This is a genomic window from Geminicoccus flavidas (genome assembly GCF_009806515.1).
GTDB classification, from domain to species: Bacteria; Pseudomonadota; Alphaproteobacteria; order Geminicoccales; family Geminicoccaceae; genus Geminicoccus; species Geminicoccus flavidus.
This window is the reverse complement of sequence record NZ_WUJP01001003.1, coordinates 1-19297: the sequence shown is the minus strand read 5'-3', so window position 1 is coordinate 19297 and position 19297 is coordinate 1. Positions and strand designations below refer to the sequence as shown.

General features: G+C 68.1%; 20 protein-coding genes. 8 read left to right on the top strand and 12 right to left on the bottom strand.

The window, feature by feature from the left end:
- Positions 1-85: 85 nt before the first annotated feature.
- The 11 genes from EQG76_RS28490 to ccoN form a co-directional block, all read right to left on the bottom strand.
- The gene (locus tag EQG76_RS28490; protein ID WP_159718515.1) at positions 86-1078 is read right to left on the bottom strand and encodes an ABC transporter permease; all 993 of its coding nucleotides are present in this window, start codon (positions 1076-1078) and stop codon (positions 86-88) included.
- 12 nt (positions 1079-1090) lie between these two features.
- Positions 1091-2578: a sugar ABC transporter ATP-binding protein gene (locus tag EQG76_RS28485; RefSeq protein WP_159718513.1), complete on the bottom strand. Its 1488-nt coding sequence runs from the start codon at positions 2576-2578 to the stop codon at positions 1091-1093.
- A 46-nt stretch (positions 2579-2624) separates the two neighbouring features.
- Entirely contained in the window at positions 2625-3584 is a 960-nt protein-coding gene (locus tag EQG76_RS28480; RefSeq protein WP_200841203.1) for a substrate-binding domain-containing protein, read from the bottom strand.
- An 87-nt stretch (positions 3585-3671) separates the two neighbouring features.
- A complete protein-coding gene (gene ccoS, locus EQG76_RS28475) occupies positions 3672-3854 on the bottom strand; it encodes a cbb3-type cytochrome oxidase assembly protein CcoS (protein WP_159718511.1) in 183 nt (60 codons plus the stop codon).
- Positions 3855-3861: 7 nt separating this feature from the next.
- Positions 3862-6102: a heavy metal translocating P-type ATPase gene (locus tag EQG76_RS28470; RefSeq protein ID WP_159718509.1), complete on the bottom strand. Its 2241-nt coding sequence runs from the start codon at positions 6100-6102 to the stop codon at positions 3862-3864.
- Positions 6099-6644 (bottom strand): FixH family protein, encoded by a 546-nt coding sequence (locus tag EQG76_RS28465; protein ID WP_159718507.1) that lies wholly within the window; start codon positions 6642-6644, stop codon positions 6099-6101. Before EQG76_RS28465 ends, EQG76_RS28470 begins: the two co-directional genes overlap by 4 nt.
- A complete protein-coding gene (gene ccoG / locus EQG76_RS28460) occupies positions 6641-8140 on the bottom strand; it encodes a cytochrome c oxidase accessory protein CcoG (RefSeq protein ID WP_159718505.1) in 1500 nt (499 codons plus the stop codon). The genes EQG76_RS28465 and ccoG overlap by 4 nt, the downstream gene beginning before the upstream one ends.
- Before the next feature lie 13 nt (positions 8141-8153).
- Entirely contained in the window at positions 8154-9086 is a 933-nt protein-coding gene (ccoP, locus tag EQG76_RS28455) for a cytochrome-c oxidase, cbb3-type subunit III (protein ID WP_235031606.1), read from the bottom strand.
- A gap of 3 nt (positions 9087-9089) precedes the next feature.
- Positions 9090-9242: a cbb3-type cytochrome oxidase subunit 3 gene (locus EQG76_RS28450; protein WP_159718503.1), complete on the bottom strand. Its 153-nt coding sequence runs from the start codon at positions 9240-9242 to the stop codon at positions 9090-9092.
- A gap of 16 nt (positions 9243-9258) precedes the next feature.
- Positions 9259-9987, bottom strand: coding sequence for a cytochrome-c oxidase, cbb3-type subunit II (gene ccoO / locus EQG76_RS28445; protein WP_159718501.1), 729 nt, complete (start codon positions 9985-9987; stop codon positions 9259-9261).
- Between the two features lie 12 nt (positions 9988-9999).
- Positions 10000-11472, bottom strand: coding sequence for a cytochrome-c oxidase, cbb3-type subunit I (gene ccoN, locus EQG76_RS28440; protein ID WP_159718499.1), 1473 nt, complete (start codon positions 11470-11472; stop codon positions 10000-10002).
- 227 nt (positions 11473-11699) lie between these two features.
- Here ccoN and EQG76_RS28435 point away from each other — a divergent pair, with 227 nt between their 5' ends.
- A complete protein-coding gene (locus EQG76_RS28435) occupies positions 11700-12536 on the top strand; it encodes a DUF2189 domain-containing protein (protein ID WP_235031607.1) in 837 nt (278 codons plus the stop codon).
- 33 nt (positions 12537-12569) lie between these two features.
- Here EQG76_RS28435 and EQG76_RS28430 read toward each other — a convergent pair whose 3' ends face one another.
- Positions 12570-12761, bottom strand: coding sequence for a hypothetical protein (locus EQG76_RS28430; RefSeq protein WP_159718495.1), 192 nt, complete (start codon positions 12759-12761; stop codon positions 12570-12572).
- A gap of 835 nt (positions 12762-13596) precedes the next feature.
- Between EQG76_RS28430 and EQG76_RS28425 the strand changes: the two genes are divergently transcribed.
- From EQG76_RS28425 to EQG76_RS28395, 7 genes are all read left to right on the top strand, one after another.
- Positions 13597-13944 (top strand): DUF1428 domain-containing protein, encoded by a 348-nt coding sequence (locus EQG76_RS28425; RefSeq protein WP_159718493.1) that lies wholly within the window; start codon positions 13597-13599, stop codon positions 13942-13944.
- 1082 nt (positions 13945-15026) lie between these two features.
- Positions 15027-15743, top strand: coding sequence for a ParA family protein (locus EQG76_RS28420; RefSeq protein ID WP_159718491.1), 717 nt, complete (start codon positions 15027-15029; stop codon positions 15741-15743).
- Positions 15740-16120 carry a stability/partitioning determinant gene (locus EQG76_RS28415; RefSeq protein WP_159718489.1) on the top strand — a complete coding sequence of 127 codons (381 nt, stop codon included), beginning with the start codon at positions 15740-15742 and terminating at the stop codon, positions 16118-16120. The genes EQG76_RS28420 and EQG76_RS28415 overlap by 4 nt, the downstream gene beginning before the upstream one ends.
- A gap of 287 nt (positions 16121-16407) precedes the next feature.
- Positions 16408-17304: a replication protein RepA gene (locus EQG76_RS28410; protein WP_159718487.1), complete on the top strand. Its 897-nt coding sequence runs from the start codon at positions 16408-16410 to the stop codon at positions 17302-17304.
- A 277-nt stretch (positions 17305-17581) separates the two neighbouring features.
- The gene (locus tag EQG76_RS28405; RefSeq protein ID WP_159718485.1) at positions 17582-17830 is read left to right on the top strand and encodes a type II toxin-antitoxin system Phd/YefM family antitoxin; all 249 of its coding nucleotides are present in this window, start codon (positions 17582-17584) and stop codon (positions 17828-17830) included.
- Positions 17827-18240, top strand: a complete 414-nt coding sequence (locus EQG76_RS28400; RefSeq protein ID WP_159718483.1) for a type II toxin-antitoxin system VapC family toxin — start codon at positions 17827-17829, stop codon at positions 18238-18240. Before EQG76_RS28405 ends, EQG76_RS28400 begins: the two co-directional genes overlap by 4 nt.
- A gap of 105 nt (positions 18241-18345) precedes the next feature.
- Complete coding sequence (locus EQG76_RS28395; RefSeq protein ID WP_159718517.1) at positions 18346-19281, top strand: quinoprotein relay system zinc metallohydrolase 2; 936 nt, start codon at positions 18346-18348, stop codon at positions 19279-19281.
- Positions 19282-19297 lie beyond the last annotated feature (16 nt).

Sequence of the window (19297 nt, the reverse complement as noted above, 5' to 3'; positions counted from 1 at the left end):
TCCACGCAGCCGGGCACAAGGTGGCGACGCCGGCCGAGGCGCGGGCACTCCTGCGGCTGGCGGCCTGATCCCCGCAGGTCCCTGGTCAGCGCCGCCGCCAGAGGTCGACCAGGATCGCGATCAGCACCACCAGGCCGATGATCACCCGCTCCCAGTAGCCGGACACGTTGAGCAGCACGATGCCGTTGGCCAGCACCGCCATGAGCAAAGCACCCAGGATGGTGCCGACGATGCTGCCCTGGCCGCCGCGCAGGCTGGTCCCGCCCAGGATCGCGGCGGTGATCGCCCCCATCAGCCAGCCTTCGCCCACCGAGGGCTGGCCTGCGTCCATGCGGCTGGCATAGAGCATGCCGGCGAGTGCTGCGAACATGCCGGCCAGGCCGAACACCAGGAACTCGATCCGCCAGACCCGGATGCCGACCAGGCTGGCGGCCTCGCGATTGCCGCCGACCGCGTAGATGTTGCGGCCGAACCGGGTCCTGGCCAGCACATAGGCCAGGATGAGGCCGGCGCTCAGGAAGATCAGGACCGGCACAGGCACGCCGAACAAGCTGCCCTGGCCGAACACCCGGAAATCCTCGCCCAGCGGTCGGATCGGCGCACCCTTGGTGATGACCAGGGTCAGGCCGGCGAAGACCTCCCAGGAGGCGAGCGTCACGATGAACGGGTTGAGGCGCAGCTTCGCCACGAAGAAGCCGTTGATGCAGCCTAAGGCCAGGCCGAACAGCATGGTGAGCGGCAGGGCGAGATAAGGGTGGATGCCCAGTGCGGTCAGCAGCAGCGAGCCCACGATGGCGGAAAGGCCGGCCGCCGCCCCCACCGACAGGTCGATGCCGCCCATCAGCAGCACTAGGGTCTGCCCGAGTGCCACCAGGCCCACGAAGGACGCTTGGCGCGCCACCACGCTCAGATTGTACTGGGAAAGGAAGTTCGGCGCCGCCAGGCTCAGCGCCACCACCAGCACGATCAGCGCGATCAGGATGCCGCTGGCTTCCCATTGGCGAAAGCGCCGGACGAATTCGGCAGGGCCTGCCCGCCGCGGCCGGCTCCCGGCCGTGCCGGTGATCTCGTGTGTCATCGCCCCCTGCCTTCAGCTCATCGCCAGCGCCAGCAGGGATTCCTGCGTCGCCTCCCCGGCCGGCCGGATGCCCTTGGCCCGGCCCTCGTGCATGACCAGGATCCGGTCGGCCACGTCCAGCACCTCCTGGAGTTCCGAGGAGATGTAGATGATCGACAGCCCCTGCCGGGCGAGGCCGCGCAGGAAGGACTGGATCTCGAACTTCGCCTTCACGTCGATCCCGCGCGTGGGCTCGTCCAGGATCAGCACCTTGCTGTGCTTCATCAGCCAGCGGGCCAGGATGACCTTCTGCTGGTTGCCGCCGCTCAGCGTGGTGATTACATCGCCGGGCTCGCCGATCTTGATGCCGACCTTGCGCACATAGGTTTCGACCTCCCCCACCATCTCGTTGAAGCGCAGGCCCAGCAGGCGGCGGAACCGGTCCATGGCCGGCATGGCCATGTTCTCGGCGATGCTGAGCAGCGGGAAGATTCCCTCCTGCTTGCGCTCCTCCGGAAGGTAGACGAGGCCCCTGGCAATCGCGTCGGCCGGATGGCTGGCGGAGAACGGCTGGCCGAACAGGCGGATGCTGCCAGCCTTGGCGGAAGTGACGCCGAAGATGCACTTGCCGAGCTCGGTGCGCCCGGAGCCCACCAGCCCGGCAATGCCCAGGATCTCGCCCTCGTGCAGCGCAAAGCCGATGTCCTCGAACTCGTGCGGGCGGGTCAGCCCCTGAACCTCGAGTACGACCGGACGGTCTTGGAGATCGTGCCCCTTGCCCGGACCGATCTCCACCGGCCGGCCGGCCATGTGCTGCACCATCTCGTCCTTGCTGGTACGCCGAGGCTCCAGCTCAGCGACCAGGCGGCCGTCGCGCAGCACCGAGATCCGGTCCGCCAGGGCCAGGATCTCGTCCAGCCGGTGCGAGGTGTAGAAGACCGAGCCGCCGCCATCCCGGAAGCTGCGGATGAAGCGGAACAGGCGCTGCGCCTCCCGGTCGGTGAGCGCTGCGGTCGGCTCGTCGAAGATCAGGATTCTGGCTTTGGTCGCCACCGCGCGGGCGATCTGCACCAGTTGCTGCTGCGCCTTGCTCAGGCGCTCGACCGGCAGGTCCGGGTCGATCGTGTCGTCGAGCTTTGCCAGGCAGGCTGCCGCCTGCGCCCGCGTTCTTCCCCAGTCGATCATGCCCAGGCGGCCCTGCGGCTGCGCACCCAGGAGGATGTTCTCGGCCACCGTCAGGGCCGGGACGAGGTTGACCTCCTGGGGGGCGATCGCGATGCCGGCCAGCTGCGCGTCGAGCGGGGTGCGCAGGACCAGCGGCCGGCCGTCACGGCAGAGCTCGCCGCCGCTCGGCTGGAGCTTGCCGCAGAAGATGTTCATCAGCGTGCTCTTGCCGGCGCCGTTCTCGCCGATGATGGCATGCACCTCACTGGCACCGATGCCGAGCGACACCTGATCGAGCGCCACCACCGCATCGAAGCGCCGCGACACGCTCCTGGCCTCGAAGACATGACTGGTCACAGGCTGCGGCCGCCCTCCCCTTTTCAGGCTGAGGCAAGGGTTCTCGCTATTGCGCGATCAGCTCCTTGGTCAGGATCTGTGAGCCGGTTGCGTGCTCGTGGGGCACGGTGTGGTTCTGGTTCTGGGCGACCAGGTAGCGCACCACCCAGTAGCCGATCTCCCACTGGCGCTGCGCCTTCACCCCGGCGATCACGCCGTCCTGGATGAACTGCAGGGTTTCCGGCAGGTCGTCCATGCCGACGATCACCACCTCGCCGGCCTTGCCGGCATTAGCGATGGCGCGCGCCGCCCCGATCGGGTTGGAGGCGTTGGCGCCGAAGATGCCCTTCAGGTCCGGATTGGCCTGGAGCGCGTTCTCCGTGAGCGTCACCGCCTTTTCCAGATCGTCGTCGTCCGGCTGCTCGAACACGATCTCGATGCCCGGATGCTTGGCGATCGCCTCCTTGAAGCCGCGCACCCGCTCGGCATGGTTGCGGGCGGTCAGGCTGCCGGCAAGAATCCCAACCTTGCCCTCGTCGCCGATCTGCTCCGCCAGGAACTCGGCCAGGTCGTAGCCGTCCTGGAAGTCGCCCTTGTGGCCGACGAAGTCGAACTCCTCGGCGCAGAACGTGTCGAAGGTGATGAGCCTGATGCCCGCCGCCTTGGCCTCGCCCAGGAGCTGCACGTTGCTGGCAGGATCCAGGCAGGACACGGCCAGCCCGTCCGGGTGCCGGCCGATATTGGTCTCGATCCGGCGGTTATGGTCGGAGACGTCGGCCTGGGGCGGCGAATCCCAGATCACCTCTACCTCGATGCCGCCACTCTTCAGTTCGGCCACGGCATGGTCGGCGCCGGCCTTGACCACGTCGTACCAGGGATGCACGACCTTCGGCACGAACACGAAGGTCAGCTTCTTGTCGATCGGCTGGATCAGGTCGCCCTGATCGAACGCCACGGCGGTCCCGGCGGATAGCGCCAGGCACCACCCCATGCCAACGGCTGCGGCAACGGCACGAAACCTGCCCATGTTCGCCTCCCTGTCGATCTTCGTTCTTATCTCCTGCGACTTATCAGCCGGCCGAGCCGGCGTCGATCATCCGCAAGGCGGCAAGCATCAGCCGCCGCGGCCGCCGCGACCCGGGCCCTGGCCCGGCGGCTCGTCCTCGTCCTCCAGGATCCGCCAGGCCGCACCCTCCAGGTCCTCGTACTGGTTGCTGCGCACGCACCAGATGAAGGCGATGACGCCGAGCCCGCCCAGGAACAGGGCGATCGGGATCAGGAAGCCGATGATGCTCATCTGCTGCTCATCGGCTGGGCCTGGCCAGGCGCAGGGCGTTGCCGACCACCAGGAGGGAGGAGGAGGACATGGTCACGGCGGCGATCAGCGGGGTGACCAGGCCGATCATGGCCAAGGGCACGGCCAGGACGTTGTAGCCGATCGACAGGACCATGTTCTGCCGCACCAGCCGCTCCGCCTTCTGGGCCACGGCCAGGAGCTCGAGCACGGCCCCCAGGCGCTGGCCCTGGAACACCACATCGGCCGCGGTCTGGCTGATGTCGGCAGCGGTGGACGGCGAGGCCGACACATGGGCCGCGGCCAAAGCCGGCGCGTCGTTCAGCCCGTCGCCCACCATCAGCACGTGGCGGCCGTCTCGCCCCAGGGCCTGGAGATGGACAGTCTTGGCGGTGGGGCCGACGCCGGCCCGCCAGTGCGCGATGCCGAGCTGACCCGCCACCTTGGCGGTCACCTCCGGCCGGTCGCCGGACAGGAGCTCCACCCGGAAGCCCCGATCCTTGAGAGCCCGCACGGTGGCGAGCGCATCCTCGCGCAGCCGGTCCTCGAAGCGGAAGACCTGGGGCGGCTGGCCGGGGCGGGCCAGCCAGATCTCCGGCAGCGCCGGACCGTCCGGCGTGGCGCCGACCTCGGCCAGGCCCTCCAGGGCCCAGTCCCGCTGGCCCAGCCGCACTTCGCCCTCGGGCGTCGCCAGGACCAGGCCCCGACCGGGAATCTCGCGCACGCCGTCCAGGGCCGCGACATCCGGGCAGGCGGCGACCAGGCCGCGCGCCAGCACATGCTTGCTGCTCATGGCCATGGCGGCCGCCAGCTCCAGTGCCGCTTCCGGCACCCGGTCCCGATCGACCAGCTCAGGGCGCCCGGCGGTCAGCGTGCCGGTCTTGTCGAACACCACCGTGTCGACCGCGGCCAAGCGCTCGAGCGCGGTCGGCGACTTCAGGAGCACGCCCTGGCGCAGGAGCCGGCCGCTCGCGATCACCTGGACGGCCGGTACGGCCAGGCCTAGCGCGCAGGGGCAGGTGATGATCAGCACGGCCACAGCATGGAGCAGGCCGATCTGCCAGATCACCCCTACCTGAAACGTCCAGACCAAGAAGGTCAGCAGGGCCAAGAAGTGGACCACCGGCGCGTAGTAGCGCGACACCCGGTCAGCCAGGGCCACGTAACGGCCGCGGCGCTGCTCGGCCAGTTCCATCAGGCGGCCGATCTCGCTCAGGAGCGTCGCCTCGCCCACGGCGAGCGTCTCGATGCGCAGGGCGCTGTCGAGGTTCAGCGTGCCGGCATAGACGCGGTCGCCCGGCTCCACCGCGGCCGGCAACGATTCGCCGCTCACCAGGCTGTTGTCGAGGCTGGACGTGCCGCTGACGATCCGCCCGTCCACGCCGATCCGCTCGCCGGGTGCCACCAGGATGATTGCACCGGGCCGGACCTGGTCGGCCGCCATCACGGTCTGGCCGCCATGGGGCTCCAGCACGGTGACCCTGGCCGCGCGCAGCAGCATCAGGCGCTCGATCGCGGCCCGGGCATGGCCGCGCGCCCGGCTGTCGAGGTAGCGGCCGATCAGCAGGAAGAACAGCAGCGTCACCGCACTGTCGAAATAGGCGTAAGGCCCATGGCGGATCGTCTCGGACAGGCTCATGGCGCAGGCCAGGGTCACGCCCACCGAGATCGGCACGTCCATGTTGGTGGTCCTGGCGCGCAGCGCACGCCAGGCCGAGGTGAAGAAGGGCCGGCCGGCATAGGCCACGGCCGGCAAAGCGATCAGGGCGGACAGCCAGTGCAGGAGGCCGCGCGTGCCGGGCCCCATGTCCAGCGCATGGCCGGACCAGACCGCGATCGACAGGATCATCACGTTGGCGGCGGCAAAGCCCGCCACGCCCACGCAGCGCAGCAGGTCCTGCTGGCCGGCGGCACCGTCCGCCTCGAGCCGTTCCGGGTCGAAGGCGACCGCAGGATAGCCTAGTTCCTCGACCGCGGCATGGAGGGCCGCCCCGTCCTCCCGGGCACCCTGCCAGGCGACATGGAGGCGCCGGGTGGACAGGTTCAGCCGGGCGGCCTGCACGCCCGGGTGGCGCCGCAGGGTCCGCTCGATCCGGGAGATGCAGGCGCCGCAATGGGCGCCCTCGACCATGAGGTCGAGTGCCCACGCCCCGTCCGGCTGGCGGCGCACGAAGGCCTGGATGTCGTCGGGCCGGGTCGGCTGGAGCTCGATCGTGGGATCGGCCGCGCGTCCGGCAAGGGTGGCATTCATCGCACCAGCAGCCGTTCGCGCCGCTGGTAGGAATTCTCCCCGGCACGGGCGGCCAGGTAGGCATCCCACACACCCACCGCCGGGAAGGCCAGCTCCGCCTGATAGACCCCGCTGCCGACCCCGTTCAGATAGGCGCGGAAATCGCTGCCCGCCTGGGTCGGCCGGACCAGCACGACCTCCAGCTCGGCACCGCTGATCGACCGACCCGCCTCATCGCGGAGCGTCACGTCGAGCCTGCCCTCGGACGGAGCGGAGGGGCGGAAGGCCACCTCCATCTGCCAGCCGAGCGCCGTCTGGGCACGGGCCTGCTCCAGCGTCTGGTTGTAGCTCAGGCCGCGCTCATAGGGGCTGTCGACCGCCAGGCCCGTCCAGGTCTTCGCCGCCATCATGATCAAAAAACCGTTCATCGCGAACACGATCAGCGCGAAGACCGCGAGCGAGCCCAGCACGATGCGCCGGCTGCGCGCCTCCTGCCGCGCGTCCACGGGAGAGACGGGTGCCGGCCTGACGGCCCGATGGGCGGGCATGCCCTTGGCGTTCATGATGACGGCCCTCGGAAGATGCTCTCGGCCAGGATGACCTCGCCCGTCTCGACATTGCGCAGCACGAAGCCGACATTCATGGACGGTCCGGTCATGACCGAGCGGGGCAGGATGACGAACAGGTGGACGGAGGTGACGCTGCCCGGATCGGCGCTCACCACCGGCGCCAGGGCGCGGTCCTCCCTGTCGCCGATCAGCCGGTAGCGGGCCGGCAGGTCCGCCACGCTCACCTCGAACCGGCTGGTCTCGTGCGCGGTGTTGCGGATCTTCAGGCTGTAGCCGTTGCGGATGCTGCCGTCCGAGAGCTGGACGAACAAAGGTGCCGCGTCGCGCAGCACATCGACACCTGCATTGGAGCGCAGCGCGAACGTGCCGGTCATGAACAGGGCGACCGCCAGGAACAGGGCACCATAGACGGCGGTGCGCGGCCGCAGGAGCCGCCAGCTTGCCGCCTGCCCCTGGACCTGGAGCGCCTGGTTGCGGGCACTGTCCCAGGAGATCAGGAAGCGCGGCCGGTCCACCTTGTCCATCACCTCGTTGCAGGCGTCGATGCACAGGCCGCAGCCGATGCAGTCGAGCTGCAGGCCCTTGCGGATGTCGACGCCGGTCGGGCAGACCATGAAGCACTGGTGGCAGTCGATGCAGTCGCCCCGCCCTGCCCAGCTCTCGCCGCGCTTGTGCGGCCCGCGCGGCTCGCCGCGCCAGTCCCGGTAGGTCACCGCCAGGCTGTCCTGGTCGAGCAGCCCGCCCTGGATGCGCGGCCAGGGGCACATGTTGGTGCACACGGTCTCGCGCGCCCAGCCGGCCAGCAGATAGGTCGTGAGCGTGAACAGGCCGAAGAAGAAATAGGTGACCGGGCCGGCCTCCAGGGTGGGCAGTTGCCGGACCACGGTCGGCGCGTCGTTGAAGTACATCACGAAGGCGCCGCCGGTCAGCATGGCGATCAGCAGCCAGACTGCGTGCTTGCCGGTTTTCTTCAGGAGCTTGGCCGGGCCGTTGGGCTGGGCGTCCAGCTTCATCCGGTCGCGGCGGTCGCCCTCGATCAGCCGCTCCACCCACATGAACAGGTCGGTCCAGACGGTCTGCGGGCAGGCGTAGCCGCACCAGACCCGCCCGAACAGGCTGGTCGCCAGGAACAGGGCGAGCGCCGCCAGGATCAACAGGCCGGTCGCGTAATAGATCTCCTGCGGCCAGATCTCGATGCCGAACAGGAAGATGCGCTGCCGGAGGAAGTCGAACAGCACTGCCTGGTCCGGCGCCTCCGGCCCGCGGTCCCAGCGCACCCAGGGCAGGAGGTAGTAGATCGCCAGGAAGACGCATAAGGCCGTCCATTTGATCGTGCGGAACCGGCCGCGCACGGCGCGCGGATAGACCCGGCCAACCCCGATCGTGGGCTCCGCTCGCTTGCGCCTGGGCAGGACGCGCTGGGCGGCGGGATCGGCCAGGTCCAGCCGCTCCGCCGCCTCGCGCCGGTTCGTGATGCTCTGGATGCTCATTGCCCGTTGCTGCTTACTGCCCACCGCCGAGCGCGTGGACGTAGACCACCAGCATCTTGATGGTGGCGTCGTCGAGCCTGCCTTCGAAGGCAGGCATCACGCCGTGCGCAGGACGGTGGATCTGGCTGAAGATGTGGCTGCGGTCGCCGCCATACAGCCAGATCGCATCGTTCAGCCGGGGCCCGCCCAGCTCCGGCAGGCCCTCGCCCCCCTCGCCATGGCAGACGGCGCAGTTCTCGGCGAACAGGGACTCGCCCCGTAGGGCCGCCGCGGCGTCGTGCTCGCCGCCGCTGATGGCCAGCACATGGTCGGTGACGTCCGAGATCTGCTCCCTGGTCAGGATCCCATCCGCGCCGAAGTTCGGCATGATGTTGTCGCGCGTCTCGTCGGTGCCGCTGCGGATGCCGTGCCGGATCGTGAACTCGATGTCCTCCGGCGTGCCGCCCCATAGCCAGTCGTCGTCGGCGAGCGTGGGGAAGAAGCCCTGCCCGGCCCCACCCAGCGCATGGCACTGGGCGCAGTTGTTGTTGAAGGCGACCTGGCCGCCGCGGATCGCGAAGTTCATCAGGCCCAGATCGTTCTGGATGCCGGTCAGCTCGGCCGTGCCGATCGCCTGCACCAGCGGTGCCCGTGCTGCCTCGGCACGGGCGATGTCCTCGGCCACCACCACGCGCTGGTCATAGCCCAGGATCCCGCGCCAGACGCCGAACGGCGTCGGCCAGGACGGGTAGAGGATCGACCAGAGCACGGCGAACAGCACCGTGCCGATGAAGGTGATCACCCACCAGCGTGGCGGGGGATAGTCCAGCTCGCGGATGCCGTCCCATTCGAGATGGGCCAGCGGGTTGTCGCCGAAGGCCAGCTTGTCCTGGACGTCCTTGATCTCGCGGGTGGCCTGCATCGCCTCGTGGGAGACCGGGCGGGTGGGATCGAGGCGGTCGGTCATGGCTCAAGGCTCCTCTTCGTCCTTGAACGGGATCTGCCCGTGGCGTTCGAGCTGGTCGCGCCGCTTGGGCCAGTAGATCCAGGCGATGGCACCCGCGAACAGGAGGACCAGCCAGAGGAGCCACAAGGAGCGGAGCCAGACATAGAGGTCGGACATGGGTTGGTAGCCTCGCTCATTGTGTCAGGTCCTCGATGCGCACGTCGGTGAAGTCCACCATCCGGCCGAGGATCTGCAGATAGGCGACCATCGCATCCATCTCGGTGAGCGTCGCCGGGTTGCCGTCGAGATTGCCGACCATCGCCTTGGGGTAGCGGGCGAGCAGGTCGGTCGTGTCGGCATCGGGGTCGGCCTGGGCTGCCATGTCGGCCCGGGCGTTCTTGATCATCTCGTCGGTATAGGGCACGCCCACCGATCGGTTCGCGCGCAGATGGTCGGCGATGTCGCGCGGATCGAGCCGGTTCTCCAGGAGGAAGGCGTAGCTCGGCATCACCGAGGCCGGCACGAGCGACTGCGGGTCGATCAGGTGCTCGACATGCCACTCGTTGGAATAGCGGCCGCCGACCCGCGCCAGGTCCGGCCCAGTGCGCTTGCTGCCCCACTGGAACGGATGGTCGTACATGCTCTCGGCGGCGAGGCTGTAATGGCCATAGCGCTCGACCTCGTCGCGCAAGGGCCGGATCTGCTGGCTGTGGCAGGCATAGCAGCCCTCGCGGATGTAGATGTTGCGCCCGACCAGCTCGAGCGGGGTGTAGGGCCGCATCCCCTGCACCCGCTCGATGGTGTTCTCGATCGCGAACAGCGGCACGATCTGGACGAGGCCGCCGATCGAGACGGTCACCAGGATGAAGATCGCCAGGATGAAGGCGCGCTGCTCGGCGAACTGATGCAGGCGGTAGAACATGCGTGCGCCCCCCTACTCCGCCGCGGCCGGGGCGGCGAGCGCGGTGTCGCGCGCTTCCGCCCGCTCATCGCCGCGGATCGTCCGCCAGAGGTTGTAGACCATGATCAGGCCGCCGATCAGGAACATCACCCCGCCGAGTGCCCGGATGACGTAGAACGGGTGCATGGCGGCGACCGTCTCGATGAACGAGTATTGCAGGAAGCCCAGCTGGTCGTAGGACCGCCACATCAGGCCCTGCATCACGCCCGAGACCCACATCGCGGTGATGTAGAGGACAATGCCCAGGCTCGCGATCCAGAAATGCGCCTCGACCAGCGTGTTCGAGTAGAGCCGCTCGCGCCGCCACAGGCGCGGCACGAGATAGTAGATCGCACCGAACGAGATGTAGGCCACCCAGCCGAGTGCCCCAGAATGGACGTGGCCGACCGTCCAGTCGGTGTAGTGGCTGAGCGCGTTGACCTGGCGCACGCCCATGAGCGGGCCTTCCAGCGTGCTCATCCCGTAGAAGGCCACCGAGACCGCCATGAAGCGGATCACCGGGTCGGTGCGCAGCTTGTCCCAGGCACCCGACAGGGTCATCACGCCGTTCACGGCACTGCCCCAGGACGGCATCCACAGCATGATGGTGAACGCCATGCCCAGCACCTGCGCCCAGTCGGGCAGCGAGGTGTAGTGGAGGTGATGAGGCCCGGCCCACATGTAGAGGAAGATCAGCGCCCAGAAGTTGAGGATCGAGAGCCGGTAGGACCAGATCGGGCGGTTGACCTGCTTGGGCAGGAAATAATACATCATGCCCAAAAAGGGCACGGTCAGGAAGAAGCCGACCGCGTTATGCCCATACCACCACTGGGCCATCGCATCCCGCACACCGGAAAAGGCCGAGTAGCTCTTCGCCCCGAAGAAGCTGACCGGCACCGCCAGGTTGTTGACGATGTGCAGCACCGCGATGGTGATGATGAAGGCCAGGTAGTACCAGTTGGCCACATAGATATGCGGCTCGGTGCGGCGCAGGACCGTGCCCAGGAACACCACGAGATAGGTGACCCAGACAATCGTCAGCCACAGGTCGACGTACCACTCGGGCTCGGCGTATTCCTTGCTCTGGGTGATGCCTAGCACGTAGCCGGACGCCGCCAGCACGATGAAGAGCTGGTAGCCCCAGAAGACGAACCGCGACGGCATCGGGCCGCCGAACAGAGGGGCGCGGCAGGTGCGCTGCACCACGTAGAACGAGGTGCCGATCAGGGCGTTGCCGCCGAAGGCGAAGATCACCGCCGAGGTGTGGATCGGGCGCAGCCGGCCGAAGGTCGTCCACTCGGTGCCGAGGTTGAGGACGGGGTAGGCCAGCTGGAAGGCGATCAGCACCCCCATCAGGAACCCGACGATCGCCCAGAAGGTCGCCGCGATGACGAACAGGCGGACCACATCCTCGTCATAGCGTGTTCTTGCCGGCAGGCCCCCGATCGAGGCCAAGGCTGTAGCCATCTTGCTGTACCCGATCTTTGGCAGCCGGACGCTGCCCTTGCCATTCCATCGTCGAGACGCTTCGAGCACCGCCTGGACGCATCGAGGGATCGGGATAGTTACTTTATCTCGATCAAGTTCATTCAAATATCTTCATAAGATTGACTTGAATTGTCTAGCTTTACTTCAGCATTTTGACTAAATTTCCTCTAGTCTTTGCTTTGTCATGGAGATGCTCGTTGCCCGAGATGATTTCATCGTTTGATGTCCGGGTGCCGGACATCCGAAGGGTCGGGCTGGACCGGCCCTGGGAATGGCTGGCGGCCGGCTGGCGCGACATGCTGCGGGCGCCGGCCATCAGCATGGCCTTCGGCCTGATCCTGGCCATCGCCGGGGCGCTGCTGAGCGTCGGCCTGTGGCTGGCCGACCTGGTGTATCTGGTCCTGCCGTTCGCCGCGGGCTTCATGATCGTGGGTCCGTTCATGGGTCTGGCCTTCTACGAGGTGAGCCGGCGCCACGCGGCGGGCGAGCCGATCTCGTTTGGCAGCGTCGCCCTCGCGATCACCCGCAATCCCCGCCATTTCGGGGTGATGGGGTTCATCCTGCTGCTGATCCTGCTCACCTGGGTCCGGATCGGTGCGATGATCTTCATGCTGTACTGGGGCATGGACCCGCCGCCGCTCCACGACCTGATCGTCCACACCTTCCTGCGGCCGGAGAGCCTGCCGTTCCTCGCGTTCGGCACGGCGGTGGGTGCGCTGTTCGCCGGCCTGACCTTCGCGGTGACGGCGGTGTCGATCCCGATGATGCTGGGCCGAAGGGCCGACGTGCTCACCGCGATCGTCACCAGCGTCCGGGTGGTCCGCCACAACCCTGTGGTCATGCTGTTCTGGGCGGTGCTGATCGTGCTGTTCACCGGTGTGGGCATCGCCACCCTGTTCCTGGGCCTGATCGTGGTCCTGCCGCTGATCGGCCATGCCAGCTGGCACGCGTATAAGGACCTGGTATTGGCGGGAGCGGCCACGGCGTCGACCGGGGCCGACCAGATGGCGCCGGGCTTCATCGCCCCGTCGGGAACGCGCTGAGCGGGCGGGCGCTGAGCGGGCGGGCGCTGGGCATCAGGGACGGTCGCCACGCGACTTGGCGCCGTCCCTGCTGTGGACCCCGATGATCATGGCGATGCCGAAGATCATCAGTGCCCAGCCGAACAGGGCGAAGCCGCCGTCGGTGGCCTGGCTCGCGAGCACCAGGCCCAGCAGCGCCACAACGGTCATCAGGGCGGTCACCACCCAGGGCGTGGTCTCGGTCATCGACGGTTTCTCATGACCAAATCTGATCCATTCCAACGAAGCCTGCCTGAAGCAGGCAGTGTCATCGAGGTTCACGCGGCGTGCGTCGCGCCTGGATGAGAAGCTCCGCGCCGCGGCACCCTAGGCGGCCGTACCGGCCGGGCATTGATTTGAATCAAACGCCCTGTCCCGGCCCGACACGTCCGTTGCAGGACGACGCGCCGCCTCCTCTGGACCCCGACCGTCGTCCCTGAACGCTCCGTAGCGGCCTGCTTGCCAGCACGCGGCCCGCCCCGGCACTAGGGCGGGCAGAACGTCCGGAGCGGATCACTCATCTTCGACGACTTGCACTCCTGTTGTTTCGTCATGCCGACCATGACGAAGAGGCAGAAGCTCGGGTTCATCCGGAAAGGGAGGAGCAACGGACCGCAGGGCACCCGCTGGCCGTTCGTGGCGGCCATGCCAGCCCAGATGCGTGCGCATCACGAACTGACCCCAACTTTCGGTACGCTAGCTGTCGGGCCAAGCATGGCGACCAGCGTGTTCCAGCCCATGGAGCAGAATGGCATCGACATGCGCCACCGCGATTCACGCCCTTCCGGCTGCCGACGCTGGACGACTGGCATGTAATCCGGCCGGGCGTCGGTGGTCACACGTGCTGCCTCTTGCAAGGCACGGACCGATGGTGGCGCAGGACGCCCCCTCCCCTGCCGGAGCGGCATTCCCCTGACCGGCTTGACCCTGCCGGGGACACCGCTATGGTTAACCGTGTGGTAAAGCGTTATCGGCCCCCCTGGCTCCTCGTGGGTAGTCGGGCGAGCCGGCACGCGTTGCCGCCCATTCCAGGGAGGATGCGATGAGCTATGTCGACGGCTTCGTGACCGCGGTGCCTGCGGCCAACCAAGCGGCCTACCTCGCCCATGCCAAGCAGGCCCTGCCGCTGTTCAAGGAGTACGGCGCCCTGCGCATGGTGGAGTGCTGGGGGGACGACGTCCCGGTCGGCAAACTCACCGACTTCCGGCGCGCGGTGCAGGCCAAGGAGGACGAGGTGGTGCTGTTCTCCTGGATCGAGTGGCCGTCCAAGGAGATCCGCGACGCCGGCATGCAGAAGATCATGGCCGATCCGCGCATGAAGGAGATGACCATGCCGTTCGACGGCCAGCGCATGATCTATGGCGGCTTCCGGCCGATCCTGGACGGCTGACGCCGGACTGGTCTCACGAAAGTCGAGGCAGAATCCGCCCTGGCGCTGGGATCTCATGACAGGCCGACTGTGTCGGGACGTGCCCCCTCCCCGGATGTGGCCAGCAGTTCCCCCGAGGTCGGCCCCCTCCCCTCGCCGGCCCCCCCGATGCGCGCGGTCCGGCGCCACCGGATCGCTGGCTCCCCCAGCTACGCGGCACCCGCAAGACGGCGGCTAGCCGCCTGAGGACGATCCAGGACCGGCTCCCTTCCCGCCTTCTAAAGCCGCCATGTCGATGGACGGTTGGGGGCGCCGGATAGCTGATAGCTACCAGCTATCCGTTTGCCCCGTCAGAGGCGTCCCAGCTCCGCATGACAGTTGCCCCTCGGCGCTGACCTGACCATCAGACTGTTCGGCTGGTCGGTGCTCTTGCGGGCCGGGAGCGCCTCGGGTCCTCCGGACCGGGGTTACCCGATGCAGAGGTCGATGTGATCGGTCGAGGCGGCTGGGGGTTACCGGATAGCTATCCGGTAGCGATCAGCTATCTAGTAGCTTTCTGCTGCCAGCCATGCTGGAGCACCGTCCGCTGCCGGCTGGCTGCGCTTCCGTCCTCCGGCCTCGTTCGATCCCAAACGGCAGCAGCATCAACGGCTATCGGATAGCTACCAGATATCTCCAGTTCTTCCGACATGATCCTGAAGCATCAGACACCTCTATTCGCCTCAGCCCCCCATTCTGGCTAGCGGATAGCTACCAGCTACCCGACTCCTCCGGCAGGCATGAGCACCGGCCATCATGCGACATGATCAGCAGGGCAGGGGCCTGCGCATCCCGCCAATGCCACTAGAACGTGGTACCAAGTAGCTACCAGCTATCATTTTCGCTTAGGCAGCCGGTTGTCCCGACCGGTGCTCCCCGCCCTCCCATTGCTGCCCGGCCGCCGACGGCTACTCGTCGGCTATCTGGTAGCTATCCGCTATCCTACGGCACCCGCAGCGCAATCCCCGCCCATTGTGGCAGCACCGCCATCGCCTCCCCCGATGCTAGCTGATAGCTACCAGCTAGCCCGGTTGGCGGGCGGTCGCACAGGCGGAAGGGGCGGCATGCCGATCATCGTGTTCGCGAGTCCCAAGGGCGGGGTTGGCAAGTCCACCTCCGCCGTGCTGCTGGGCGTGGAGCTGGCCCGCAAAGGTGCGGCGGTCACGATCATCGATGCCGACCCGAACAAGCCGGTGTCCGACTGGGCTAGGCGGCCGGGCCGGCCCGTCAATCTCACCGTGCGGGCCGACGTCACCGAAGACACGGTGATCGACGAGATCGAGGCGGCAGCACAGCGGACCGCGTTCGTGATCGTCGACCTGGAGGGCACCGCGTCGATGATGGTCGCCTATGCGATCAGCCGAGCCGACCTCGTGATCATCCCGACCCAGGGCTCGCAGCTCGACGCCGCCCAGGCCGCCAAGGCGATCAAGCTGATCCGCCAGCAGGAAAAGGCGTTCGCCCGCCAGATCGCCTATGCGGTCCTGTTCACCCGCACGAGTGCCGCGATCCGGCCGCGCACGCTGGGCTTCATCCAGGACGAGTTCCGCCGCCACGGCGTGCTGGCCTTCGACACCCATCTGCACGAGCGCGACGCCTTTCGCGCCATGTTCTCGTTCGGCGGCACGCTGGAGGCACTGAGCCCGGGCCAAGTCAGCAATCTGGACGCCGCGATCGTGAACGCGCGCGCGTTCGCCGCCGAGGTGGTCGCCATGCTGCGCCGCGGGCCGCGGGACGAGGCGGGCGGGGCGGCTTCAGTCGAGGTGGGAGCGGACGGATGAGCAGCCAGACCGGTGGCGGGCGCGCCAGCATCTTCGGCGACGATGATTTCGACCTCAGCGACTTCCAGCCCCGCCCGCCGGCCCACAAGGCGGCCCCGCCGGAAGAGGTGCGGGCGATCTCCGAGCGGGCGAGCTTCCGCAGTCGCGAGCCCAAGCCCGCCGCCCCGGCCGCCCCGGCCGCCCCGCCTGCCGAAGCGCCGGCCAGGCGCGCGCAGCGCCGCCACCGCACCGGGCGCAATGCCCAGCTCAACATCAAGGTCCGCCCGGAGACCCTTAACGCCTTCCATGCCCTGGTCGACCGGCATGGCTGGGTGCAGGGCGAGGCGTTCGAGCGGGCGATCGCGGCACTGGAGCGCGAGCTGGCCGGCCGGGCCTGACCCCGGAAGGCGGCCGCGACCGCTGCAATCCTGTCACAGACGTCGGACAAATCATCTAGCCCCGCTCCGAGCGCGCAACCGGCCGCCCGGGGTCCGACACCGACTTATCCACAGGAGGACTTGGACTCTGGTGGCGCCTTTCTTGGACTCTGGTGGCGCTTTGCGGGGTTATCCCCTGGACTCTGGTGGCGCAACTAATATTCAGAGAATCAAATATCTCTGCAAATAGCTTGCGCCACCAGAGTCCAAGTTGACGTAGTGGATCGTTCTGCCCAGTCTTCCGCCCCATGGCTGACATCCACCAGCTGATCCTCCAGCACGGGATCGACGAGGCGCGCCGCCAGGCGATCACCCGCCACGAGCGCGCGGTGGTGGAAGCGGCCTATCAGGTGCTGGGCGACGAGACCGAGGGCATCGGCTTCACCTATTCGGGGTTCGCGCTGACCTCCCTGCCGCACAAGGAGCAGAGCGAGACCATCTGGAAGCGAGAAGGGCACAACCTGACCCTGATCCTCCAATCCGGTGTCGATCGGCAGGGCCACGAGGTCGGCCTGCCTTACGGCTCCTATGCCCGCTTCATTCTGCTGTTCCTCCAGTCCGAGGCAGTCAAGACCCGCTCGCGCGAGATTGAGCTCGGCCGGAGCATGCAGGTCTGGCTCGGCCGGATGGGCCTGTCGATCGGCGGCAACAGCTACCGGCTGGTCAAGGAGCAGGCCAAGCGCATCTCCTTGTGCCGCCTGACCTTTTACGGCGGCCTGGGCGACCAGCAGCTCCTGCGCAACGGCGCCTTCGTGGAAGGAGCCATCACCATGTCCGGCACGCCCAGCCAACCATCCTTATGGCAGGACCGGGTGCGGCTGGACGAGGCCTTCTACCACGCCTTGTGCGACCATCCCGTGCCGGTGAACGAGGCGTCCCTGCGCGCGATCGGCCCGCGCTCCATGGCGCTCGACGTCTATATCTGGCTGGCCTACCGGCTCCATGCGCTCAAGCGCGACACCGAGGTGAGCTGGCCGGCCCTCTACGCCCAGTTCGGCTCGGGCTTCAAGCGGCAGCGCGCCTTCCGTGCCCAGTTCCTGGAAAGCCTGGAACTGGCCGTCGCGGTCTATCCCGGCGCCAGGCTCGACGTGCACGAGCAGGGCATCACGCTGCGCCCGTCCCGCGCGGCGATCGCCAAGGCCTGAGGGCGCCACCAGAGTCCAATAGTGCGGCCGTAGTCCGAAGCTCGCGGCGGCGAAGACCGGCCCGTCCGCCGGCGGCAGCACGGTCGTCGGCTCCATGGCGGCAATCGGTCGGCTGGCGGGCTTGGACTCTGGTGGCGCCCCCTGCGGGGACCGGCCAAAGGGCAGGGCAGTTCGACCGAGACCAGATAGCTAACAGCTACCATGACTCAGGACAGCTCGCTTGCCTCGCCGCTACCCCAAGCCTATTTGATAGCTAGCCATTACAGCTAGCCAGGTCATGGAACAGGTCAGCGTCTTCGAAGCCAAGAACCGGTTGAGCGCCCTGCTCGATCAGGTCGAGCAGGGTCGGCCGGTGACCATCACCCGGCGCGGCCGGCCGATCGCAAGGCTGGTGCCGGCACAGCTTGCCGACGATGCCGGCCAGGCGGCAGCAAGGTTGCGGGCCCTGCGCAGCGCCATCGCCGCCCGCGGCCAGAAGGTCACGGACGAGGAGCTGCGCGCCTGGCGGGACGAAGGCCGCCGGTGAGCGCCTGCGTCCTGGACAGCTCGGCGGCACTGGCCTGGGTCCTGCCCGGCGAGGATGACGAGCGCGCCGACCGCCTGCTTGACCTGGTGAGTACAGAGGGCGCCCTGGTGCCGGACCTGTGGCTCCTGGAAGTGGCCAATGTCCTGCTGATGGCCGAGCGCCGCCAACGCATCACGCTGGCCGAACGTCGCCAGGCGCTGGCGACCCTGCGCGAGCTGCCCCTGGAGATCGAACCCTGCGCCGCCCAGTCCGTCTGGGGGGACGTGCTCGATCTGGCCGCCGGCCAGGGCCTCACCGTCTATGACGCGACCTATCTGGAACTGGCCCTGCGCCACGGCCTGCCGCTCGCCTCCTTCGACCGGCAGCTCCGCCAGGCCGCGGGCGTGGTCGGGGTAGCCCTGCTGGGCTGAACCGGGCTGCTGGCCGGGCTTCGGCCTTTCCGTTAGGCTTGCAGCGGATCGGGTGCTGGGCCCGCACCTTGCAGGGAGCGGGAAACCAGGGGAGGAAGCCGGGTGCTGCAGTACGGCACGACACGGCGCACGCTGCTCCAGGCCGGCATCTGCCTGTGCGGCTGCCTGGCCGCGGGCAGGGCGGCCGGCTCCGCGGGCCTGGCCGAGGTGGCCCCGGGCGTGTTCGTACGCCGCGGTCCGGATGAGGATGCCAGTTCCGCCAACGCGAACGGCATCGCCAATATCGGCTGCATCATCGGCGATGACGCGGTGCTGGTGACCGATCCCGGCGGCAGCCTCGCGGATGGGCAATGGCTGCGCACGGAGATCCGCCGGCGCACCGAGCGGCCGATCCGCCATGTCGTGGTCAGCCATGTCCATCCCGATCACTGCTTCGGCACCGGTGCCTTTCTGGACGATGCGCCCGAGATCCTGGGCCACCACCGCCTGGGCGCAGCACTCGCCGCCCGCGGCGACTATTACCAGCGCCAGCTCACCGAACTCCTGGGCGACGCCGCGGCAGGGCCGGTCGTCCCGCCGACCCGGCCCGTGGGCGAGGAGGAGACGGTGCTCGACCTGGGTGGTCGGCGCATCCGCCTGGCCGCCTATGCAACGGCGCACAGCGACTGCGACCTCGTCATGCTGGACGAAGGGAGCGGCTTGCTGTTCCCGGCCGACCTCCTGTTCGTGGGCCGTGCACCCTCGTTGGACGGCAGCCTGTCCGGCTGGCTCACAGCATTGGACCGGCTGCGCGCCAGCGGTGCGGTGCGGGCCGTGCCGGGCCACGGTCCGGCGACCGTCGAGCTGGACCAGGCAATCGGCCCGCTCGAGCGCTATCTTACTATTCTCCAGGACGAGACCCGTTCGGCCCTGGCCGCCGGCCGGACCATGGAAGAGGCGATCGCCACCGTGGCGACGGCCGAGCGCGACCATTGGGCCCTGTTCGACGACTATCACGGCCGCAATGTCACCCAGGCCTACAAGGAGCTGGAATGGGAATGAGCCAGGTACGCAAGGT